This window comes from Streptomyces sp. 8N706, from assembly GCF_052245415.1.
Lineage (GTDB): Bacteria > Actinomycetota > Actinomycetes > Streptomycetales > Streptomycetaceae > Streptomyces.
Genome location: NZ_JBQQBW010000013.1, coordinates 38,691 through 55,739 on the forward strand (window position 1 = coordinate 38,691; position 17,049 = coordinate 55,739).

14 protein-coding genes are annotated in these 17,049 nt (G+C 71.2%); 4 read left to right on the top strand and 10 right to left on the bottom strand.

The genetic code is table 11. The features are described from left to right. Positions 1 to 3 precede the first annotated feature (3 nt). The 5 genes from ACTWQE_RS07880 to ACTWQE_RS07900 all read right to left on the bottom strand — a co-directional run bounded on the left by ACTWQE_RS07880 (position 4) and on the right by ACTWQE_RS07900 (position 7,501). Positions 4 to 1,506 (bottom strand): aldehyde dehydrogenase family protein, encoded by a 1,503-nt coding sequence (locus ACTWQE_RS07880; protein WP_443328092.1) that lies wholly within the window; start codon positions 1,504 to 1,506, stop codon positions 4 to 6. 433 nt (positions 1,507 to 1,939) lie between these two features. Next, positions 1,940 to 2,929: a malate dehydrogenase gene (locus tag ACTWQE_RS07885; RefSeq protein ID WP_443328093.1), complete on the bottom strand. Its 990-nt coding sequence runs from the start codon at positions 2,927 to 2,929 to the stop codon at positions 1,940 to 1,942. Between the two features lie 696 nt (positions 2,930 to 3,625). Next, positions 3,626 to 4,852, bottom strand: coding sequence for a DUF2690 domain-containing protein (locus ACTWQE_RS07890; protein WP_443328094.1), 1,227 nt, complete (start codon positions 4,850 to 4,852; stop codon positions 3,626 to 3,628). Positions 4,853 to 5,561: 709 nt separating this feature from the next. After that, positions 5,562 to 6,470 carry a DUF2690 domain-containing protein gene (locus tag ACTWQE_RS07895; protein ID WP_443328095.1) on the bottom strand — a complete coding sequence of 303 codons (909 nt, stop codon included), beginning with the start codon at positions 6,468 to 6,470 and terminating at the stop codon, positions 5,562 to 5,564. Between the two features lie 173 nt (positions 6,471 to 6,643). Beyond that, positions 6,644 to 7,501, bottom strand: a complete 858-nt coding sequence (locus ACTWQE_RS07900) for a peptidoglycan-binding protein (RefSeq protein ID WP_443328096.1) — start codon at positions 7,499 to 7,501, stop codon at positions 6,644 to 6,646. A 335-nt stretch (positions 7,502 to 7,836) separates the two neighbouring features. Between ACTWQE_RS07900 and ACTWQE_RS07905 the strand changes: the two genes are divergently transcribed. Beyond that, entirely contained in the window at positions 7,837 to 8,271 is a 435-nt protein-coding gene (locus ACTWQE_RS07905) for a peptidoglycan-binding domain-containing protein (RefSeq protein ID WP_443328097.1), read from the top strand. Positions 8,272 to 8,354: 83 nt separating this feature from the next. Here the strand turns inward: ACTWQE_RS07905 and ACTWQE_RS07910 are convergent, their stop codons facing one another. The 3 genes from ACTWQE_RS07910 to ACTWQE_RS07920 form a co-directional block, all read right to left on the bottom strand. Further along, the gene (locus ACTWQE_RS07910; RefSeq protein ID WP_443328098.1) at positions 8,355 to 9,575 is read right to left on the bottom strand and encodes an NADP-dependent isocitrate dehydrogenase; all 1,221 of its coding nucleotides are present in this window, start codon (positions 9,573 to 9,575) and stop codon (positions 8,355 to 8,357) included. 124 nt (positions 9,576 to 9,699) lie between these two features. Continuing rightward, positions 9,700 to 10,122 carry a DUF3017 domain-containing protein gene (locus tag ACTWQE_RS07915; RefSeq protein WP_443328132.1) on the bottom strand — a complete coding sequence of 141 codons (423 nt, stop codon included), beginning with the start codon at positions 10,120 to 10,122 and terminating at the stop codon, positions 9,700 to 9,702. Positions 10,123 to 10,146: 24 nt separating this feature from the next. After that, complete coding sequence (locus tag ACTWQE_RS07920) at positions 10,147 to 11,010, bottom strand: bifunctional methylenetetrahydrofolate dehydrogenase/methenyltetrahydrofolate cyclohydrolase (protein ID WP_443328099.1); 864 nt, start codon at positions 11,008 to 11,010, stop codon at positions 10,147 to 10,149. 228 nt (positions 11,011 to 11,238) lie between these two features. Here ACTWQE_RS07920 and ACTWQE_RS07925 point away from each other — a divergent pair, with 228 nt between their 5' ends. The 3 genes from ACTWQE_RS07925 (at position 11,239) to ACTWQE_RS07935 (ending at position 14,298) form a co-directional block, all read left to right on the top strand. Beyond that, on the top strand, positions 11,239 to 11,808 hold the full coding sequence (locus tag ACTWQE_RS07925) for a hypothetical protein (RefSeq protein WP_443328100.1): 570 nt from the start codon (positions 11,239 to 11,241) through the stop codon (positions 11,806 to 11,808). A 124-nt stretch (positions 11,809 to 11,932) separates the two neighbouring features. Next, on the top strand, positions 11,933 to 12,685 hold the full coding sequence (locus ACTWQE_RS07930) for an FHA domain-containing protein (RefSeq protein WP_443328101.1): 753 nt from the start codon (positions 11,933 to 11,935) through the stop codon (positions 12,683 to 12,685). Between the two features lie 65 nt (positions 12,686 to 12,750). Next, on the top strand, positions 12,751 to 14,298 hold the full coding sequence (locus ACTWQE_RS07935; protein WP_443328133.1) for a serine/threonine protein kinase: 1,548 nt from the start codon (positions 12,751 to 12,753) through the stop codon (positions 14,296 to 14,298). 427 nt (positions 14,299 to 14,725) lie between these two features. Here the strand turns inward: ACTWQE_RS07935 and purH are convergent, their stop codons facing one another. Next, positions 14,726 to 16,339 (bottom strand): bifunctional phosphoribosylaminoimidazolecarboxamide formyltransferase/IMP cyclohydrolase, encoded by a 1,614-nt coding sequence (gene purH, locus ACTWQE_RS07940; protein ID WP_443328102.1) that lies wholly within the window; start codon positions 16,337 to 16,339, stop codon positions 14,726 to 14,728. Beyond that, positions 16,326 to 17,045, bottom strand: coding sequence for a phosphoribosylglycinamide formyltransferase (purN, locus tag ACTWQE_RS07945; RefSeq protein WP_443328103.1), 720 nt, complete (start codon positions 17,043 to 17,045; stop codon positions 16,326 to 16,328). Before purN ends, purH begins: the two co-directional genes overlap by 14 nt. Between the last annotated feature and the right edge of the window lie 4 nt (positions 17,046 to 17,049).

Here is a 17,049-nt window from a genome sequence, read left to right on the forward strand (position 1 = left end):
GGGTCAGCCCGAGAACCAGCGCACCGGGCGCGGGTTCAGGTTCTGGTACACGTGCTTGGACTCGCGGTACTCGTCCAGGCCCGACGGGCCCAGCTCACGGCCGATGCCGGACTTGCCGAAACCGCCCCACTCGGCCTGCGGGAGGTAGGGGTGGTAGTCGTTGATCCACACGGTGCCGTGCCGGAGCCGTCCGGCGACCCGCCGCGCGCGGCCCGCGTCGGAGGTCCACACCGCGCCCGCGAGGCCGTACTCGGTGTCGTTGGCGAGGGCGACGGCGTCATCCTCGGTGTGGAAGGTCTCGACGGTCAGAATCGGTCCGAAGGTCTCCTCCCTCACCACACGCATATCGCCATGGCAGTAGTCCAGGACGGTCGGCGTATAGAAGTAGCCGGTGGCGGGCCGTACGTCGGACGGCTCGGGGCGGGTGCCGCCGCAGCGCACGACGGCGCCCTCTTCACGGGCGGAGTGGACGTACGCCTCGACCTTGTGCAGCTGCTGCTCGGAGACGAGGGGGCCGCATTCGACGCCCTCCTCGGTGCCGCGCCCGAGCTTGATCCTCGAGGCCCTGAGCGCGAGTTCGGCGACGAACCGGTCGCGTACCGACTCCTCGATGATGAGCCGGGCGCCGGCGGAGCACACCTGTCCGCTGTGGATGAAGGCGGCGTTCAGCGCCTGGTCGACGGCGGTGTCGAAGCCCTCGTCGGTCGCGCACGCGTCGGCGAAGACGACATTGGGGTTCTTGCCGCCGAGTTCGAGGGCGACCTTCTTCACCGAGGGCGCGGCGGCCTGCATGACCTTGGTGCCGCTGAGCAGGCCGCCGGTGAACGACACCAGGTCCACGGCCGGGTGCTCGGACATCCGGGCGCCGACGGGGTCACCCGCGCCGGTGACGAGATTGGCGACGCCCGCGGGCAGACCCGCCTCGACGAGCAGTTTCACCAGGTGGACGGTGGACAGCGGGGTGACCTCGCTCGGCTTGATCACGAACGTGTTGCCCGCGGCCAGCGCGGGGGCGACCTTCCAGCTGGCCTGGAGGAGCGGGTAGTTCCAGGGAGTGATCAGCGCACAGACGCCGACCGGTTCATGCACGACGACGCTGTGCACCTCCGGTGAGCCCGCGTCCACCACGCGCCCGCCGCTCTCGTTCATGACCAGGTCCGCGAAGTAGCGGAAGGCGTTGGTGACATCGTCGACGTCGACCCGGCCCTCTTCCAGGGTCTTCCCGGTGTCGCGGCTCTCGATGAGCGCGATGTCCTCGCGGTCCCGCTGGAGCAGGTCGGCGACACGGCGCAGCAGCGCCGCCCGGTCGGCGGCGGCCGTGTGCGGCCAGGGCCCGGAGTCGAAGGCAGCACGGGCGGCGGCAATGGCAGCATCGGTGTCGTCCGCGCCGCCCTCGGCCACCAGCGCCAGAGTCTTGGCGTCGGCGGGGTCGAGGACCTCGCGGGTGGCACCGGATGCGGCGGCGCGCCATACGCCGTCTACGTGGATCGTCTCGATTGCCGACACGTTGTGTACTGCCTTCCCTGCCTGAAATGTTCCACGCTGGGGTCCAACCCAGCAGCCGGGACCCCTCCCCCGAAGACCGAAACGTATGCCTAAAGGTTCACGCTAAGTGGCCCGTCTCACGTGATTGATGGGCAACCGCATAGCCGTACACGGATATAACTACCCATAACGGTCGGCCTGGTGTGATGCCGCACACACCATCAGGCGCCTTGATCCGGCCCCCGTCGTGGAAGGGCCACCGGCAGGCGGCTTCCGTGCTAGGGCGTGTTCCCCACGGAGCACGAGCACGGGCGCGAACGACAGCGACCCGGTTCGCCCGCATCGTGTGTGCGGGCAAACCGGGTCGGTTGCGTCAGTCGCCTCGGTCGGCGCCTCCCGGCGCCCGACGGGAAGCGGCGGAAGAGACTTCGGCCGCGACGGTGAGGCGTACGGCTCAGATCAGGCCGAGACCGCGGACGGCGTCGCGCTCCTCGGCGAGCTCGGCGACCGAGGCGTCGATACGGGTGCGGGAGAAGTCGTTGATGTCCAGACCCTGGACGATCTCGTACGTGCCGTTCGCGGTGGTGACCGGGAAGGAGGAGATCAGGCCCTCCGGGACGCCGTAGGAGCCGTCCGACGGGATGCCCATGGAGGTCCAGTCGCCCTCGGCGGTGCCGTTGACCCAGGTGAAGACGTGGTCGAGGGCGGCGTTGGCGGCGGAGGCGGCCGAGGACGCGCCACGGGCCTCGATGATCGCGGCACCGCGCTTGGCGACGGTCGGGATGAAGGTGTCGGCCAGCCACTTCTCGTCGTTGACGACCTCGGCGGCGTTCTTGCCCGCGACCTCGGCGTGGAAGATGTCCGGGTACTGGGTCGCCGAGTGGTTGCCCCAGATGGTGAGCCTGCGGATCTCGGAGACCGGAACACCGGTCTTCTTCGCGAGCTGCGAGATCGCGCGGTTGTGGTCGAGGCGGGTCATCGCGGTGAAGCGCTCGGCCGGTACGTCCGGGGCGGCGGCCTGGGCGATCAGCGCGTTGGTGTTGGCCGGGTTGCCGACGACCAGGACCTTGATGTCGTCCGCGGCATGGTCGTTGATGGCCTTGCCCTGCGGCTTGAAGATGCCGCCGTTGGCCTCGAGCAGATCGCCGCGCTCCATGCCCTTGGTACGGGGGCGGGCGCCGACGAGGAGGGCGACGTTCGCACCGTCGAAGGCCACGTTCGGGTCATCGGTGATCTCAATGCCCTGAAGCAGCGGGAAGGCACAGTCGTCGAGCTCCATGGCGGTGCCCTCGGCGGCCTTGAGGCCCTGCGGGATCTCGAGAAGACGCAGTTTGACCGGCACGTCCGCGCCGAGGAGGTGACCGGAGGCGATGCGGAAGAGCAGCGCGTAGCCGATCTGACCGGCCGCGCCGGTGACGGTGACATTGACGGGAGTGCGGGTCATGGCGATCTCCTGCTTGCTTGCCTGGCGGTGGGTGTCCCTGGCCCAATCTGGGGGGTCTCCTGCCCGGCGTAAGCCTTCTTGGATACTGCGAGAGACCCGTTCGTCAGGCTATCCTGCGCGGTTCTCCGCGAACCCCCGGGCCTGTGTGTCGCGGCTCACCGCGGCCACTACGGGGTGGCGGTCGCTCGCCACGAGGGGGGAGATGGCGAGCGACCGCCGGGGGATGGACCGCACCCGTGGGGGGTGCTGTGCGCCTTCCCCGGTCGGACGCGGTCATGCCTGCCATTTTCGGCCGTACCGAAGCCCGACCGGGGCCTCCGACGGAGCGCCCGAACGGGGGCCTCCGACCGTCACGGCGCGGGCGGCTGTCCGCCGCCTCGCGCAGGCGCCCGACTGCCGCCCCGCCCGGGCACCGCCCCGTTCGGCCGAGCCCACCCCAGCGTCGACAGCGCTCGTGATCGATACACCTGTGCCCGCGTCAGTCAAGGTTTGCCCAGTAGCGAGGTCACCTGGTGCGGCCAGTTGCAAGGCTCCGGATCGGCCTCGGGGCTCCCCCATGCCGAAGGCCAGGGGAGGGCCTGCGCGGTCCATCGGACATCGCAGCTGGGGCCCTCCCCCAGCCTCCGGCCGGGGGAGGTGACTGGGCGGAAGGCCGTGCCAAGGCGGCGAGCGGCGTAAACCTTGGCTGATGCGGCGCTAGTTCGCGCGGGGCACCGTGCAGCCGCTCTCTCCTGCCTTGGTGCGTATGCAGGCCTTGGCCCGGTCCGGGGAGCTCGCGGCCACCATCGGGGTGTACGCGTCGTTGTCCTGGTCGGCCGTGCCGCTCTCGCTCTGCTGCGCCGCGGTGATACGGACCGTATCGCCGGGGGCCGCCTCGGCGATACGCGCCCAGGCCGCACCGCACACCTCGCTGTAGCGGACCTCGATGAATGCCCCGCCGACCGTGGCGTCGGCCACGGTCTTGGCGTACTTGCCGCCGCAGCCCGCGGTCTCGGGATCCTTGCCCGTGCAGTCCTTGCCGCTGCACTTCACTCCCGCCGGCAGGTCGGGCTCCTCGGAGACGCCCGGCGTGGGCGATGTCCTGGCCGCCTCGGCGTCGTCACCCCCGCCGGGGCCCAGCAGGAGCACGGCCGCGGCGATGACGAGCAGAACGCCCACGACGCCGGTCAGGAACAGGGCCACCCGACGGCGGGGCCGGCCGTCCCCGCCCTCCGGCCCGTCCGGTCCTTCACGACGGCCGGGACTGTCCGCGACTGCCGCGGCGGCGCCGCGATCCGTACCTCCGGGGTCGGGAGCGTGACCGGCGCGCCCCGTACCACCGGGGTCGGGAGAGTGCCCCGAACCGCCGGGGTCGGGAGCGTGACCGGCGCGCCCCGAACCACCGGGGTCGGGAGAGTAACCGGCGCGCCCCGAACCGCCGGAGTCGGGAGCGTGACCGGCGCGTGCCTCACCTCCGCCACGTGCCGGAGCGCCGTCGGCCGCGTCCCGTCCGCCGGGGTCACGGCCCGGCTCAGGACGGGACGGCAGCGGCGCGGCCCGCTTACGCGTGCGATTGTTCTTCGCGGCCTTCGCCGGCGGCGGTCCGAACTCCCCCAGAGCGGCACGCGCCTGGGAGACACGTATCGCCTCCATCGTGACGTCGTGCCGCATTTCCGAACGGCTCCAGGCGCGCTCCGCCAGCTCCCACATCGTCGTCAGATGCCCGGTGTTCGCACCGGTCACCTCGGCGAGGGCGACGACGGCACCCTGCGGTGCCAGCAGTCTTCCGTTGAGATAGCGCTCCCAGGACGTCTTGCTGTAGCCGGTGCGGTCGGCGACCGCGGCGACACTCAGTCCGCTGCGATCGACGAGCCTGCGAAGCTGACTGACGAACTCCCGTACCTGCGGATCGAGTTCATCCGGCAGCGCCCTCCAACGAGGCATGTGCCTCCCCCTGTTCCCCCCGTGCCGTGCTGTTGTCCCCGGTGCCGCGAGCCCTCCCCCGGGCCCTCGCCGGGGACTACCCAATGTGATGCGCTCACCGGGAATATCAGTTCCCTTTACGGGGGCGCACGGATGCATACGAACCGCGGCTGCGCCAGTGGGCGCGCCCCCTTGTTCTCCTGATTGTCGCACTGGCGCCCCGGCTGCCCGCCGACAACCGGGTGAGAGAGGTGCGCATGCGTGGCAGCGCGCCGGAAAACGTCACGTCAGCGCCCTGAGGAACGCTGCTCCTGAGCGGTCCTGACCGTTCCGGGAACCTCGTCCCCTCAGGCCCTCGCGACGAGGCGTCCGGTGGAGCAAGGGGAGAACCGGGAAGGTCCGCACAGAACCGCTGCGATCTGCCGCGGCTCGGCGGCGCACAACGGCGGATGACCCGCTCGGCGTCACCCTCGGCACCGGCGGTGACCGCCGGTGGCGATCCACTGGGCATCACTGGGCAGCGGCGGCGGACGCCGGTGGCGATCCACTGACGTCGGTCCATGGCCCCCGGCCCCGGGCCCCCCGTACACGCGGCCGTCCGTCCCCCGAGGGTGAGGACGGACGGCCGCCCCGCTGAGCGCGTGCGTGCGCCCTCCCGCACGGGGCCACGACAGAGCGGAACCGGAGCGCACCACGGCCATGCCACGGCCACGCTCCGAAGCCCCACGGGCTACGGCCCGAAGCACTCCTCGGCCCCACCGGACGCGGGTATCAGACAGGCCCGCACCGCACGCGTATCCCCAGCTGCGACCATCCGCGTGAAGAGGTATTCCGCGGCGTCGTACTCATCCGCGACGGTGGCCCGTTGCGGCGCGCCGTCCGGCGCCACGGAAACCTCGATCCGGTCGCCGATCTCCGAGTTCCAGAGCCGGGCCCAGGCCGCCCCGCACGCCTCGTTGTAACGGATCTCCATCCGGGCGCCGGTGGCGGCGTGGTGCGAGGCAAGGGTCCGTACGGCCTCCGCCGTCCCGCAGGCCATGCTGTCCGGGTGCCGGCCCGCGCATGCCGTCCCCCGGCAGCCCGGGGTGACGTGCCCGGAGGGTTCGGCCGGGCCGGGCGGCGGCTCACCGACCGTCCCGGTGGCCGCTGTGATCACTGCCACCACCGCTGCCACCAGGGCGGCCACGGCCGTGCCCGCCGCGACGATGAGCGCGGCCGTCCGGCCGCGCGAGGACCCTGCGGATCGCGTGGACCGCAAGGACAGCACAGTGCGCACCGTCCACGGGGTCCGCGCAGGTCGCGGAGTCGGGGCGGATCGCGGGGTCCGCGCAGTTCTCGGAGTCGGGGCGGATGTCGGAGATGGCGCGCGGCGCGGGGATCGCTGCGCGCCGGGCTCCGGAGCGGCGGCCTCCGGAGCGGCGGGCTCCGGAGCGGCGGCCTCCGCCGGCCCTCCGCGCCCGTGGCCGGCGCGCCCGCTCCACGCCAGGTCCGCCAGCTCCCACAGCGCCAGCAGCCTGCCCGCAGGCTCCCGCGTCAGCTCGCACAGCGCCTCGACGGCCTCCCGCGGAGGCAGCTTCTTCCCGTTGAGATACCGCTCCCAGGACGACTTGCTGTAGGCGGTGCGTTCCGCGAGGGCCACCAGGCTCCACCCTGTACGTGCCCTGAGCCTGCGGAGTCCCTCCGCGAGACGGGCACACTCCGGCGCGTCCACACCCTCCGCACCCGGACTCCCCGGGCAGACGCCACCCATGCCTCGGCCTGTCCCTGTCCCTGTGCCTGTGCCGACGCGCCCCGGTCCCGTGTCCGCTCCGGTCATGCCCGCAGCGCTCCCCATGTGTGAGGGCCGACCTTGCCGTCGACGATCAGGCGGGACTTCTTCTGGAAGCGCTTGACCGCTCGCTCGGTCATGGCCCCGTACACCCCGTCGATGGCACCCGGTGAGAACCCGAGGTGGCGCAGCAGGCACTGCGCCTCGACGACATCCCAGTTCGCCACGGACGTCACGAGCACGGCGTCACGGGTCGTGCTGTGTCCTGCCTGGAGGTGTCCGTCCACGCGCTCGATCTCGCACCGGAACGTCCGCCCGGGGCTGGTGATGAACGGGCGGCCCGGCGCGCCGTTCCTCGCGGCGGACGCCGTGGGCCGCGGCTCCGCCCCGTCCTCCCAGGGAGCGGCGACCAGCAGGCCGCCGGCCGGCCCGCCGACGAGGACCGCCCCGGCAATGGCCGCCGCGACCGGATGGCGCATGCTCCTTCGCCAGGCCGACTCCGGCCGCGACGACTCCGGCACGGACGGCTCCGGCACGGACGGCTGCAGCACGGACGGCTCGGGACCGGACGGTTCCGGACCGGACGGTTCCGGACCGGTCGGTTCCGGAGCGGGCCCGCGATCCGGCAGCACCTCCCGCGCCCGCGTCTCCTCGGCCACCTCGTGCAGTACCAGCAGCCGCGTCACATCGCCACCGCACACCCGTGCCAGCTGCTCGACTGCCTCGCGCGGCGGCAGCTTCTTCCCGTTCAGATAGCGCTCCCAGGAGGAGCGGCTGTACGAGGTCTTGGACCCCAGCGATGCCAGGCTCAGCCCGCTGCGGTCCTTCAATCGGCGTAACTGCACAATGAGTTGCCGGACCCGCGGGTCAAGCGGTTCCGGCAACTCCTTCCAACGCGACATGGCCCACCCCACTCGTGTGGTGCTCCCCCGAGGCGAATGCCTCCCTGCCGATTGCACACCGCAGCAACGCACCAGGTTCCCGGTTCGCCCCGATGCGGGTGCTTTTCGGTCACGGTCTCCCGGTGTCCCCGACGTCCCCGACGGGTCCCGCCGTCCCAGCGGTGCCGCTCCCCCACGGCATCCCAGCAGTTCAGCGCGTACGCATCCCACGATCGCCTCAGTCCGGCGATCTCCCTCGCAGACGGGCCAAGTTGGCCTGCAATCTCGGTGAGGCAAGCCGGGCGGCGCGGTCCACCCCGTACCGCCCTCGACCCCAACGGGAGGAACCCGAAACCATGAACGTACGCAAGCGCATCGCCCTCGCGACGGTGGCCGTCGCCCTCGGTGGCGGGCTGGTCGTCGGACCGGCGGCCAGCGCCTTCGCCGAGTCGCCGCGGAAGGTGACCGCATCTCAGCAGGAGATCGGCGCACAGGCGGCATGCCCCAAGGGCGGCTCGTACAAGTACAAGAAGCTGCAGGGCGGCGTCAAGGGCTGGACGGCCAACTACAGCAACACCCTGTCCGCCGTCATCCGCAAGGGCAGCACAGGCAAGCACGTGTACGAGGCGCAGTGCATGCTCAAGGGCTGGGGCTACAACCCGGGCCCGGTCGACGGGGATTTCGGCGACAAGACCTTCAGGGCCGTGAAGAAGTTCCAGACGGACCAGCGCATCACCAAGGACGGCATTGTCGGTAAGAACACCTGGAAGTACCTGCGCAACCCGCGCTGATCCCGGACAGCAGAGCGGTGGTCCGTCCTCTCCCGCGGAAGAGGACGGACCACCGTCGCCGCCGGAGCCCGAGGCCGCTCCGGCTACACCCCGGCCATCTTCTTCTGCAGGTTGGTGTCCAGGGCGTCCAGGAACTGCTCCGTGCTCAGCCACGGCTGGTCCTTGCCGATGAGCAGCGCCAGGTCCTTGGTCATCTGGCCGCCCTCGACGGTCTCCACGCAGACCTCCTCCAGGGTCTGCGCGAACCCGGTGACCTCGGGGGTGCCGTCCAGTTTGCCGCGATGGGCCAGGCCCCGCGTCCAGGCGAAGATCGACGCGATCGGGTTCGTCGAGGTCGGCTTGGACTGCTGGTGCCGGCGGTAGTGGCGGGTGACGGTACCGTGCGCGGCCTCGGCCTCGACGGTCTTGCCGTCGGGGGACATCAGCACGGAGGTCATCAGACCGAGCGAGCCGAAGCCCTGCGCGACGATGTCGGACTGCACGTCGCCGTCATAGTTCTTGCAGGCCCAGACGTAGCCGCCCTCCCACTTGAGCGCCGCGGCGACCATGTCGTCGATGAGCCGGTGCTCGTAGGTGAGGCCCTTGGCGTCGAAATCGGCCCGGAACTCGGCGTCGAAGACCTCCTGGAAGATGTCCTTGAAGCGACCGTCGTACTTCTTGAGGATCGTGTTCTTCGTGGACATGTAGACCGGGTAGTCACGGTCCAGGCCGTAACGGAAGGACGCCCGGGCGAAGTCGCGGATCGACTCGTCCAGGTTGTACATGGACAGCGCGACACCGGCGCCCGGGAACTCGTACACCTCGAGCTCGACCGGCTCCGAGCCGTCCTTCGGGGTGAAGGTCATGGTGAGGGTGCCCTCGCCCGGCACCTTCAGGTCCGTGGCGCGGTACTGGTCGCCGAAGGCGTGACGGCCGACGACGATCGGCTTGGTCCAGCCCGGGACGAGCCGCGGCACGTTCTCGATGATGATCGGCTCGCGGAAGATCACGCCGCCGAGGATGTTACGGATGGTGCCGTTGGGCGAGCGGTACATGGCCTTGAGGCCGAACTCCTCGACCCGCGTCTCGTCCGGCGTGATGGTGGCGCACTTCACGCCCACGCCGTACTGCTTGATCGCGTTGGCCGCCTCCACGGTGACCTGGTCGTGCGTGGCGTCGCGGTGCTCGATGCCCAGGTCGAAGTACTTCAGCTCCACATCCAGGTACGGCAGGATCAGCCTGTCCTTGATGTACTGCCAGATGATGCGCGTCATCTCGTCGCCGTCGAGCTCGACGACGGGCTTGGCTACCTTGATCTTGGCCATGGGAGTGCTTCGTCCCTCTCGCGCGGCGGGATCACCTCGCCATCAAGATACTCGGCTTTCACCATGACGTCGGTTACGCCCGTGATGCCCGTTACGCCGGGACGGTGCCCGGGGTCGCCCGCCCTCAGCGGACGGTGAAGTGGACCACATCCTCCAGCCAGGGGATGTCCAGCCAGGGGTCGGGCTGCGCCATCATCGCCAGCAGCACGATCGCCGTGCCCAGCCCGCCGTAGGTCAGCATGTCGGTGAACTTCGAGCGCACGGCCAGCATGCCCACGGACGGCAGGACGCGCCGCAGCACGGCGCCGGCGATCAGGGCCAGTCCGACGACGATGATGCCCCACCGGCTCGCGTCGGCGGCGACGATCAGCAGGCCGACGGCGGTCCCGGCGATCACGGTCAGCAGCGGCCACTGCCGGGCGGGCGCCGGAGCGCCGCCCGGTGCCGCCCTGCCGCCTCCCTCGGGCCGGGAGGTGTCCCGGGTGAGTCGGGGGAACCGTCGGCTACGGACCGGCTGCTCCTCCTCCGGACCGGTGTCTCCAACCATGGCTGCCAAGCCCCCTCCCCCCGGTCAGCGCGCTGCGGCCGCGTGGTGTTCGGCGGCCTCGACGACGTTCTGGAGCAGCAGCGCACGGGTCATCGGGCCCACTCCGCCGGGGTTCGGGGAGATCCAGGACGCGACCTCGGCCACCCCGGGGTGCACATCGCCGACGATCTTGCCGTGCTCGTCCCGGCTCACCCCGACGTCCAGCACCGCGGCGCCCGGCTTCACATCCTCGGGCTTCACGATGTGCGGGGAGCCGGCTGCGGCGACGACGATGTCCGCCTGGCGCAGCTGCGCGGCGAGGTCGCGGGTGCCGGTGTGGCACAGGGTCACGGTCGCGTTCTCGGACTTCCGGGTGAGCAGCAGGCCGATCGAGCGGCCCACGGTGACACCGCGGCCGACGACCACGACATGGGCGCCCTTGATCGCGACGTCATGGCGGCGCAGCAGCTGGACGATGCCGTTGGGGGTGCAGGGCAGCGGCGCGGGCTCGCCCAGTACCAGACGGCCGAGGTTCGTCGGGTGCAGCCCGTCGGCGTCCTTGGCCGGGTCCATGAGCTCCAGCACCCGGTTGACCTCGATACCCCGGGGCAGCGGGAGTTGGACGATGTAGCCCGTGCAGGCCGGGTCGTCGTTGAGCTCCCGGACGACCGACTCGATCTCGTCCTGGGTCGCGGTGCCGGGGAGCTCCCGCTGGATGGAGGCGATACCCACCTGCGCGCAGTCGCGGTGCTTGCCCGCGACGTACCACTTGCTGCCCGGGTCGTCGCCGACCAGCAGGGTCCCCAGGCCCGGAGTGATGCCACGGGCCTTGAGCGCTTCCACACGGGCGGTGAGCTCGGACTTGATCGCGGCCGCGGTTGCCTTGCCGTCGAGAATCTGGGCGGTCATGACTCCATCCTCCCGGATGGGGCCGCCCGCGTTCCAATCAGGGCGGGCCTCTCCGCCCAGGTAACCGATTCGCCACCTTTGCCGATCTTGGCTGGACAACGGGAGGACGGCGCGACAACGATGGGGCGGAAAAGTACCGCGGCATGACGGGGGGCGGGCCGCTGTTCCATTCGGGATCCAACCTCCGTGCGGCGCTTGTCGTGCCCGTACCACCGCTCGGAGGACCTTGTGAGCTATCCCGACCCGAACAACCCGTACAGTCAGCCGCCCCAGCAGCAGTACGGCTATCCGCAGCAGCCCCAGGGGCAGCCCGGCTACGGCTATCCGCAGGCCCCGCCCGTCGGCCAGCCGTACGGCGGCTATGCGGGCGGCCCCCCGTCCATGCCGGGCGGTGTGACCGCGTCCCGTGTGCTGCTCTTCGTCATCGCCGCGTTGCAGGTGATCGGCGCGGTGCTGTTCGTGTTGGCCGCCGCCGCCGTGGACAAGGCCAAGGACGACCCGAACCTGCAGGAGGACGTCCAGTTCCAGCAGCTCGCGGACTACTCGACGGGCACGCTGTACGGCTTCGCCGTGGTGATCCTGCTGTGGGGCGTGCTCGCGGCCTACCTCGGAGTGATGTTCGGCAACGGCCGCAACGGCATACGCATCACCGCCATCGTCTTCGCGTCGATCACCGCGCTGCTCGGCATCTACCCGTTCATCGTCGTCGGCCTGGTCCACACGATTCTCTCCATCCTCATCATCGTCTTCGTCGCCAAGTCCGATGGCGAGGCCTGGTTCAACCGTCCGGGCTACTGACCACGAACATGCGACGGCATCGGAGGGGCGCACCGGGGCGGTGCGCCCCTCGCGCCGCGTTGCGACCGGATTCCGGGCGTCAGTAGCCTGAACGCTGCCGATCCTCGACTGGGAGGCAACGTACGTGTTCAGCGTCATCGTGGTGCCGGACGGCTCTCGCGGCCCGGACACCCAGCTGCGGCTGGAGCCGGGCGAGACCCTTCGCTTCGGGCGCACGGACCCCCGGCCCGCCGGAAGCGGGCCCTTTCTGGTCATGGACCACGCAGGTGTGTCCCGCTCCGCCGGGGAGATCACCGCCACCGCCACCTTCTGGACGCTGACCAACCTCAGCCGCCGTCAGACGTATGTGGTCGAGAACCCCGAGGGAGCGGGCGAGCACATGAAGGTCGGTCCCGGCCGCGTCGACGCCCCGGTGCCCTTCGAGTTCTCCCGCATCGTGCTCCCCGCGGGGAACGACCTGGTCGGCTTCGACGTCTGGGCGCCACGGCACGACTATCTCGAGGACAGCGACAGCACCGGCGGCGAGCCCACCGCCCTGCCGTTCCCGCTGGACCGCACCAAGCGCTACTTCCTCGTTCTCGCCGCGCTCTGCGAGCCGCGGCTGCGCGGCGAGCCGCACGCCCCGCTGCCGACGGTCGAGCAGGTCGTGGAACGGCTGAAGCCGGTGTGGCCGGCGGTCAACCGGACCACCGTGCAGTGGAACATCGACTATCTCGCGGTCAAACTGCGCCTCAAGCCGCCGCCCGAGAGCGCCCCGTCCGCGGCGGCGACGCCGGGCCGGCTGAACGGCAAGAAGGAATCCCTGGTCTCCCTCGCGCTCCGCTTCGACCTCGTGCGGGAGGAGGAACTCGACGTGGTCGAGAAGCGGCCTCGGTGACCGGGGGCGGGGGTGGCCCGTTCGCCGTCCGGGTCCCCCGGGGTTACCGCGTCGGCCGCTGGGAGATGCGGGAGCCGCTGGCGTCCGGGGCGTTCGGCAGCGTCTACGCGGCCCGCCGCACCGGGCCGGAGACGGACGGCCCCCCGGACCTGCCCACGACCGCGGCGCTCAAGTTCCTGCCCACCGGCACCCGGACGCCCCGTCAGCTGCGGCACCTGGAGGAGCTGGCGCACCGTGAGCTGGATCTGCACCGCAGGCTGCGCCGCCCGCGTCTGATCCGGATGTACGAGGCGCTGACCGTCGACGACCCGGAGCGTCCGGAGCTCGACGGTGCGACCGTACTCGTCCTCGAACGCGCCCAGGAGTCCCTGGACACGCTGATCGAGCGGGCGGGCCCGGGGCCGGTGCCGGGCGGTCCCGCGCTGCTCGCGCAGATCTGCGAAGGTCTGGCCCAGCTCCACCAGGCGGGCTGGGTGCACGGCGATCTCAAGCCGGGCAACGTCCTGTTGATGCCGGACTGTTCGGTACGGCTCGGTGACTTCAACCTCGCGGCCGAGCTGGAGGGCACCCACGCCTACTCCCCCGCCTTCTCCACCCCGGACTACACCCCGCCGGAACTGCTCTGGTCGGACATCGGCGAACGCGGCCAGCAGATCCGGACGACCGCCGACATCTGGGCGTTCGGGGTGGTCGCCCACCTCGTGCTGGCCGGGACCCTCCCGATGCCCGGCGCCACGGTGGCCGCCCGCCGTGACGCGACCGTGCGCTACGCCCGCGGCACGGAGGAACTGCGGCTGTCCCCGGAACTGCCGGAGGGCTGGCGGCAGATCCTCCGCGACTGCCTGGCCCGCAGCCATGAGGAGCGCGCGGAACACAGCGCCCGCGCGCTGCTGCGCAGGGTCGAGGCGCTGGCAGGTGTCGGACGGTCCCCACGGCTGCCGCGACGGCTCGCCCGGCAGCTGTCGGGCCGGGCGCCCCGGCGGTCGCGGATTCTTCTGCCGGCCACCGTGGTCGTGGTCACCGCGGCGGTCGCCTCCGCGGGGTACGGCCTGGGGGTGCTGGGCGGCGGAGCCGGCGGCGGGAGCGGTGGCGGGGGGAGTACCAGCGAGAAGGTCACCCCCGCCACGTACGGCAAGGACGAGCTGCGGACGGACGCCGGGGTACCCGTGGCGTACCGCAAGCTGATCGTGGATGCCGCTCACAGCTGCACCGAGGAGGAGGTCACGCCGGCGCTCATCGCCGCGCTGCTCAAGGCCGAGAGCAATTTCGACCCGGACCTCTCCGACCCCGCGCAGGACGAGTACGGCATCGCCCGCTGGACACCCCGCGTGCTCAAGTCCTACCTCCCCGCCGACAAGCTGCCCGCGTCCGGCAACCCGGTGCCGCCGTTCCCGCCGGATGTGTCCATCCCGGCCGCGGGCCGCTATCTGTGTGTCATCGCGCCGCGACTCGACCCCGGCCTGCCGGGCGACCCGCAGGTGCTGGCCGCGGCCGCCTACCGGACCTCGTTCTCCCGGGTCAACGCGGTGGGCGGCGTCCCCTCCGAGTACCGGGAGTACGCCGACCGGGTCGCGCGGTATCTCAAGGAGTACACACCGGCGCGGGAGAAGTGACCCTCGGATCTCCGAGGTACCGGAGCGGTGGCGCGGCCCTGAGGATGGGTGTCAACGGGGCGGGGACACTCGGGGGAGGTTCCGGCCCCCGCGTCGCGGACGCGGGGGCCGGAACCGGTGCAACAGGCCCACCACGGGGCGTTTTCGGCAGAGCGGCCCGGAGCTACGACGGCGAAGGGACCCGGCCGACGGAGTACCGACGGACTCGGCCTGGCTGAGGCTCCCGCGGTCGCACGCCCTCCGGGCGGACGCCGCTCCACGGGCCCCGGGCACGCTCTCGCCCATCGCCACGAGGACACCACGGCGCGTTGCCGACCGCCGACGGAAACCGGACCTCCGTCAGCCTCCGACCGGGGCGCTCCGGAACAGGAAACGCCGCAGGCCCCGGCCCTCAACGGCGGAGACCTGCGGCGTGCACCATGTCCGGTCAGTGGAAGAAGTGGCGGGTGCCGGTGAAGTACATCGTCACTCCCGCCTTCTGCGCGGCCTCGACGACCAGCTCGTCGCGGACCGAACCACCCGGCTGGACCACCGCGGTGACACCCGCCTCCCCCAGCACCTCGAACCCGTCGGGGAACGGGAAGAAGGCGTCGGAGGCGGCGTACGAACCGGCGGCCCGCTCGGCGCCCGCACGCTGTACCGCCAGCCTGGCCGAGTCCACCCGGTTCACCTGGCCCATGCCGACGCCGACAGTCGCACCGTCCTTGGAGAGCAGGATGGCGTTGGACTTGACGGCCCGGCAGGAGCGCCAGGCGAACGACAGCTCACGCAGACCGGCGGCGTCCAGCGGCTCGCCGGCGGCGAGGGTCCAGTTGGCCGGGTCGTCGCCCTCGGCCTGGAAGGCATCGCTGTGCTGCAACAGCACACCGCCCGAGATCGGCTTCAGGTCCCACGCCTGGAGCGGAGTGCCCTCCACCCGCAGCACACGGATGTTCTTCTTGCGGGCCAGCACCTCGACCGCGCCGTCCTCGTAGGCGGGGGCCGCGATGACCTCGGTGAAGATCTCGGCCACCTGTTCGGCCATCGGGACGGTCACCGGGCGGTTGACCGCGATGACGCCGCCGTAGGCGGACAGCGGGTCACAGGCGTGGGCGTTGCGGTGCGCCTCCGCCACGTCGGCGGCGATGGCGATACCGCACGGGTTGGCGTGCTTGATGATCGCAACGCATGGCTCGTCGTGGTCGAAGGCGGCGCGGCGGGCGGCCTCGATGTCGATGTAGTTGTTGAAGGACATCTCCTTGCCGTGCAGTTGCTCGGCGTTGGCGAGACCCGCGGGGTTGCCGTCGGTGTAGAGGGCGGCTGCCTGGTGCGGGTTCTCGCCGTAGCGCAGGACGCTCTTGCGCTCCCACGCCCCCGCGACGAACTCGGGCAGCCCGGCCGGTCCGCCGGCGGTGCTGTCGGACGCCGGCTCCGGCGCGTACGTGCCCGTGAACCAGGACGCCACCGCCACGTCGTACGCGGCCGTGTGCTGGAAGGCCTCGGCGGCGAGCCGCTTGCGCGCCGCCAGGTCGAATCCGCCCCCGCGGGCGGCGGTGAGGACGTCCGGGTACCGCTCCGGGCTGGTGACCACTGCCACGGACGGGTGGTTCTTGGCGGCGGCCCGGACCATCGACGGGCCGCCGATGTCGATCTGCTCGACGCACTCGTCCGGGCTCGCGCCCGAGGCGACGGTCTCCCGGAACGGGTACAGATTGACGACGACCAGCTCGAACGGGGCGACGCCCAGCTCGTCGAGCTGCTCACGGTGCGCATCCAGCCGCAGGTCGGCGAGGATGCCCGCGTGGACGCGCGGGTGCAGGGTCTTCACCCGGCCGTCCAGGCACTCGGGGAAGCCCGTCAGCTCCTCCACCTTGGTCACCGGCACCCCGGCCGCGGCGATCCTCCCTGCGGTGGAACCGGTGGAGACCAGCTCGACACCGGCCTCGTGCAGCCCGCGGGCCAGCTCCTCGAGACCTGTCTTGTCGTAGACGCTGACCAGCGCGCGACGGATGGGCCGCTTCGTACCCTCGGCGGCCACAGACCCCTCTTTATTCACCGACATGAACCTTTCGTCCATCAATGCTGTAGCCGTTGCGGGCCAGGCGCCCCACGACATCGACGAGCAGCTGGCGCTCGACTTCCTTGATCCGCTCATGCAGAGCGGCTTCGCCCTCCTCCGTGTCCTCTTCCGTCACCTCGACCACGCCCTGGGCGATGATCGGGCCGGTGTCGACGCCGTCGTCGACGAAGTGGACGGTGCACCCGGTCACCTTCGCGCCGTACGCGAGCGCATCGCGTACGCCGTGGGCCCCGGGGAAGCTGGGCAGCAGGGCGGGGTGCGTATTGACGAACCGGCCGCCGAACCGGTCGAGGAATTCCTTCCCCACGATCTTCATGAAGCCGGCCGAGACCACCAGGTCGGGCCGGTACGCGGCCGTGGCCTCGGCCAGGGCCCGGTCCCACTCCGCACGCGTCGCGTGATCCTTCACCCGGCACACGAAGGTGGGAATTCCGGCGCGCTCGGCCCGTTCGAGCCCGGCGATGCCGTCGCGGTCGGCTCCGACGGCCACGATCTCGGCTCCGTAACCCGCCGGATCGGCCGAGATCGCGTCGAGCAGGGCCTGGAGATTCGTACCGGAGCCGGAGACGAGCACGACCAGCCGGGCAGGGCCTGAGCGAGGGCGGGACGAGGACACAGCGGGCGCTCTTTCTGGGACTTTCTCAACGGGACCCTGCGGTTGGCGGGGTCTTGGAGGTCGTAGGGTCATACAA